The 4,833-nt window shown below is 60.0% G+C and carries 4 protein-coding genes and 2 pseudogenes; all 6 read left to right on the forward strand.

Annotated features, from left to right (window positions below; translation table 11 throughout):
- Positions 1-1,128: 1,128 nt before the first annotated feature.
- A complete protein-coding gene (locus AC5ZG5_RS45630) occupies positions 1,129-1,326 on the forward strand; it encodes a hypothetical protein (RefSeq protein ID WP_456671320.1) in 198 nt (65 codons plus the stop codon).
- A gap of 18 nt (positions 1,327-1,344) precedes the next feature.
- Positions 1,345-2,359 (forward strand): annotated as a pseudogene (gene trpD / locus AC5ZG5_RS45635) (anthranilate phosphoribosyltransferase).
- A gap of 15 nt (positions 2,360-2,374) precedes the next feature.
- A pseudogene (locus tag AC5ZG5_RS45640) lies at positions 2,375-3,035 on the forward strand (indole-3-glycerol phosphate synthase TrpC); the annotation flags it as partial.
- 55 nt (positions 3,036-3,090) lie between these two features.
- Positions 3,091-3,333, forward strand: coding sequence for a hypothetical protein (locus AC5ZG5_RS45645; protein WP_456647170.1), 243 nt, complete (start codon positions 3,091-3,093; stop codon positions 3,331-3,333).
- Between the two features lie 326 nt (positions 3,334-3,659).
- The gene (locus tag AC5ZG5_RS45650) at positions 3,660-4,247 is read left to right on the forward strand and encodes a flavin reductase family protein (protein ID WP_456647168.1); all 588 of its coding nucleotides are present in this window, start codon (positions 3,660-3,662) and stop codon (positions 4,245-4,247) included.
- On the forward strand, positions 4,244-4,543 hold the full coding sequence (locus AC5ZG5_RS45655; protein ID WP_456647169.1) for a hypothetical protein: 300 nt from the start codon (positions 4,244-4,246) through the stop codon (positions 4,541-4,543). Before AC5ZG5_RS45650 ends, AC5ZG5_RS45655 begins: the two co-directional genes overlap by 4 nt.
- Positions 4,544-4,833 lie beyond the last annotated feature (290 nt).

Genomic DNA, 4,833 nt, shown 5'->3' on the forward strand with positions numbered 1-4,833 from the left:
ACGGCTCCTCATCGCCTTCGCCAGATCATCCTATCCCCGTCGCAGAGCAATTGGTCGTGTGAGAAATACGGGCTAGTTGTGAGACCAGCTTCCTCGCTCCCCTCGCTAGGGAGCAAAATAGATGAGGCAATAGGAGGTCTCTCGGGAACATCGCTAGATGCGGCAATACGTCTTCCCACCGAGATTGTCGCGCTATACTGATTGGCAAAAACCTGCGCAGGTAACCGCAGATCTCGCAAAAGGGGATCGAGACAGCCGATTGAGGGCGATGGACGCAACGAACCGCGCAGACAATGACCTATCATTACCACTTCCAAAACTGCCATCGCCCCGATTTCCGGTGGCTCCGAGCATCCGGTCTTCCTCGTTCATTGCCCTTGTGGGCTGACGGCAGTCGCCGTCTAGAGCTCCACCTTCTAGGAGCGTTAGCTTTCCAGAAGCTGACTAGAAGAACAGCGTGAGCCAATATGTTCGGTCGCGGATCGGTGAACGGCCATGCTGCGCCGAACCGGCACCGCTCGGATATATCGCCAAGTCCGTCGCGCAAACAGGCCGAAGGATCAGACAACTTTACGGAAATTTCGCGGGCATATCAGTGATCGGTGAAAGAGGCGGGCAATCCTCGCGACCGGCGACAATCGAAAGGCGCCTGGAGCCGGTTATGAGTCGATGTTTGCTAGATAATGCTGTGTGAGCATTCGATCGAGGCATCCCATCAGGCTCTGTTGATGCTGAAGCGCGAATTCTTTGAAGGCGCCAGAATCTCGGACGGAGCACCTTCTGAGCCCCCAGGACTAAGTAGTCGCTTGGCTGCGCTGAACCGCAGCTATTCCAGAGTCGAAGATGCGCGAGTCGCGGCGTTGATCGCGAGCCTCTGTGCATTTGGCACCTGGTGCCCTCGTGCCCAAGCAATGCGAGCAGATGCAGGATGGTGGCGGCAGAATAACATTCCGCTAGGCCACTGAAAGGGGTTGAACCTTACGCTGCGTCAGGTTGTAGGCTTGGGAACCAATTATGACAAACCTACACCGCGCAGGCAATCGGGCGCGGCCGTGGCGTCAGCTGGAGTTGCCGTGCCGCATGAATGCAGATCAGGAGCTGATGCCTGTTCGAATCAACCTCCCGCCGATGAAGGCGGAAGATTGCGAGATCATGCCGCCCCTCGAGTTCGCATCGGAGGAGGGCAAAGAACTGAAAGAGAACCTGCAACGCAGTGCGTGCGACAAGCGGATCGCGGCCCTCGTCACCGGGCTGGAACCGGAGATCGGCTCATCATCTGCGATGCGGCCCTCGCCCAGGCAAACCACCGCCACTAGCAACAACTAAGCACCATTCGAAAGCAGGATGGACGCCCTCAAATCGATCATTGGCAAAGTCGCCGGTTGCGCCACGCTGACCCGCGAGGAAGCGGCATCCGTTTTCGACAGCATCATGTCGGGCGAAGCCACACCCTCACAGATGGGCGGACTTCTCATGGCGCTGCGGGTGCGCGGCGAGACAGTGGAAGAGATCACCGGCGCAGCTTCCGCAATGCGGAGCAAGATGCCGCGAGTCAGTGCGCCGCATGATACCGTCGACATTGTCGGCACGGGTGGCGACGCTTCGGGCTCGGTCAACGTATCGACCTGCGCCGCTTTCATCGTGGCTGGCGCGGGCGTGCGGGTGGCCAAACATGGCAACCGAGCACTGTCCTCGCGCTCGGGCGCGGCCGACGTGTTGGCCTCACTCGGCGTGAGGATCGACATCTCCCCTGAAGACGTCACTCGCTGCGTGCAGGAAGCCGGCATCGGCTTCATGTTTGCGCCGGTCCACCATCCCGCCATGAAGCACGTTCGTCCGACCAGGGTTGAGCTTGCGACCCGCACCATCTTCAATCTGCTCGGACCGCTGTGCAATCCAGCCGGCGTCAAGCGACAGATGGTCGAGGTGTTTTCGCGGCAGTGGGTGCTGCCTTTGGCGCAGGTGCTGAAGAATCTTGGCGCTGAGTCGGTGTGGGTGGTACACGGCTCGGACGGACTGGATGAGTTCACCCTCACCGGCCCGACCTTTGTTGCCTCGCTTGAGACCGGCGAGATCCGCACCTTCGAAGTTAGCCCGGAACAAGCCGACCTGCCCCGTTGCAGCAACGTGGAGCTGAAGGGCCGCGACGCCGATGCCAATGCAGTCGCACTGCAAGGCGTGCTCGAGGGCGCCCCAAGCCCGTATCGTGATGTCGCGCTTCTCAATGCAGCCGGGGGCACTGATCCTAGCAGGCCGCGCCAAGACCTTGAAGGAAGGCGTCACCCTTGGGCAAAAATCACTTGATAGCGGTGCCGCGGCGGCACGATTGAAACACCTGATCGCGGTCTCCAATGCTTGACAGCCGAGCTGCCCGATGTCCGACATTCTGACCAAGATCGACGCTTATCAGCGCGAAGAGATCGCAGCCGCCGCCAAGCGCGCGCTGCCGCTTCCATACCTCAAGGCTTTCGCGAGGCGTGCCCCGTCTCGGCGCGGCTTCCTCAGCACCATCCGAAATAGACATGCCGCGGGCGAGCATGCGCTGATCGCCGAGATTAAGAAGGCCTCGCCCTCGAAGGGGCTCATTCGCGCTGACTTCGATCCACCTTCGCTCGCGAAGGCCTATGAAGCGGACGGCGTGGCCTACCTGTTCGTCCTAACGGCCACGGCGCCCTTTCAGGGACATGTCGAGGTCATGGTGGCGGCGCGCGCGGGCACAACTCCGGCGATGCTACGCCAAGATGTACTGTACGACAGCTATCAAGGGCGCGAGGCGCGAGCCCATGCCGCCGATTGCATCCTGGTCATCATGGTTGCGCCGGACGATGCTATTGCCCGCGACATCGAGGTCGTCGCCCTAGCGCACGTCATGGAGGCCCGGATCGAGAACTGTGACCGCGCGGAACTCGATCGCGCCCTCACCCCTCGCTCGCCAACAATGGGCCAGCCGCAAGCCGCGCACCTTCGAGACGAGACTTGCGATCAGCGAGACGCTGGCATCCCTCTTTTCCAAAGATCAGCTGGTCGTCGGCCAAAGACAGGCGGCTCGCGGACCAGCGCTTCGCACTATCGCCCCAAGGGAGACAAGCAATGATGTCCTGGCGGACCATCACCTTACTCGGATCGATCGAGACGATCGAACGCATGTTTCGGAAATTTCGGGAAATGATCGATACAGACGACTCGATCCCGCCCGACCTGAGAGTTTCCTTACACGCGACGCTGGATGAGCGCCTTCTCTTAGCGAAAGAGCGCCTTTTCAACGGTTTTGGAAGGCAGAACGGCGCGGCAGCGATGCCCATCTCACAGCGAGGACCAGTTCGCAGTGAGTGACGCCCGGTGCAGACTGATCACGGACCGCCTGCCCTTCGGACGTACGGGCCCCTTCGCCATCGCCGTTGCCAGGCGACAAGGACGCGGGACGGCTGCGATCCGACGCGGAGGCACGCTGAACGTTGTCATCCAAGCAAGGCCAGCTGTTGTGTTCAGCTGCATGGTACAATCGCCCTGTGGAGCAGTCAGACTATCGGCGCGATCAAGTACGAACTGCGCGGACACAACTTCGAGGTTCCCGCCCCACGCAATCTCCGCTTAGCGCAAACGTTCGAACTCGAGCGCGACTGCGGAGCTCGGCTGTGAGCTGCCACTCTCGTTTCCGGATGAGCGATATTCAGTCCATCGAGGCGACCGAGTTTCGCCAAGCCATGCGGAATCTGGCGAGCGGTGTCTCCATCGTAGCGAGCGGAACGTCGCTTGGACGGCGCGGGCTAACGGTCAGCTCTATGACCTCGATCTGCATGGAGCCGCCCTGCTTGCTGGTCGGTATTAATCCCAGTTCCGAGACTCACGATACCATACTCGCCAATGGCACTTTTGGCGTGAGTATTCTCGGCGGCAATCAGCAGGACCTCGCACTGCGTTTCGCCGGCCGGCACGGCGCAGACGGTGTCCACCGTTTCGAAACAGCGTCATGGGATCAGGGCATTCTTGACGTACCGGTTCTGCAAAGCGCCGTCTGCGCGCTCGAATGCGTCTTGCATCACCACCAGGTGGTCGGAACTCATGGGATCTTTATCGGCCGCGCTATCGCGACGCGATCAGCTGGAGGCACTCCGCTCATCAACTTCCGTGGCGAGCTTCGAACGCTGCCGTGTGGGGGTGAGTGCAGGTTTTCACCGCAATATCGGTATTCGACCCGTACGGCTAAGCTCGTGTTCAAAAGCCACAATGAAGGAGCTGAGTCATGATGATAGAGTACTCGCCCGAGAAGGGACTGCGACTGGCTGAGCCGTTCGATTCCCGCAGGTTTAAGCTCGTCTTGAAGGGCCCACTTGCCGCTACCTTTTCTGACTTGAAAGGGATCACGCTTGTTGACCATGACAATGCGCTGGTGCCTATTGATTTAGTGCCCGTCCTGCCTGGCTGCCCCAAGCACAACGAAATCTGGGAAGCAGCTTACGCCAAGATGGTTGCAGCCGCGCGTGAACGCGGCTGGATTGACGCAAGCGCAAATGCGATTCGCGCACACATCGAAAGGTTCTGATCAGAACAATCAGAGGCCGCTCGCATCTTGCAAGTGCGTGCCCTGCACGAAAGCGATACTACTCCTTAATCTGCATCGATAGCGAGCTCGTCTTCTTCCCCAGAAGCGAACCGCGTCATGGCCGCGGAGAGGATCAGCCCTGAATGGGAGACCCGACGCGCATCAGCTGCGCCGCTCACAAGGACGGCGCCCTAAGGCCTTGGCGCTAGCAACGCTAGAGCGTTTCACGTTTTGATGGAAGCATATCCTGCGTTGGCGAAGTAGTTGCTGCATTCGGTAGGCTGGATCGA

It is taken from the genome of Bradyrhizobium sp. Ses1, assembly GCF_059512365.1.

Bases quoted from the DNA above. Each gene is read 5' to 3' on its own strand.
- AC5ZG5_RS45645 (WP_456647170.1), top strand. From the start codon at position 3,091: ATGATGTCCTGGCGGACCATCACCTTACTCGGATCGATCGAGACGATC.
- AC5ZG5_RS45630 (WP_456671320.1), top strand. From the start codon at position 1,129: ATGAAGGCGGAAGATTGCGAGATCATGCCGCCCCTCGAGTTCGCATCG.
- AC5ZG5_RS45655 (WP_456647169.1), top strand. From the start codon at position 4,244: ATGATGATAGAGTACTCGCCCGAGAAGGGACTGCGACTGGCTGAGCCG.
- AC5ZG5_RS45650 (WP_456647168.1), top strand. From the start codon at position 3,660: ATGAGCGATATTCAGTCCATCGAGGCGACCGAGTTTCGCCAAGCCATG.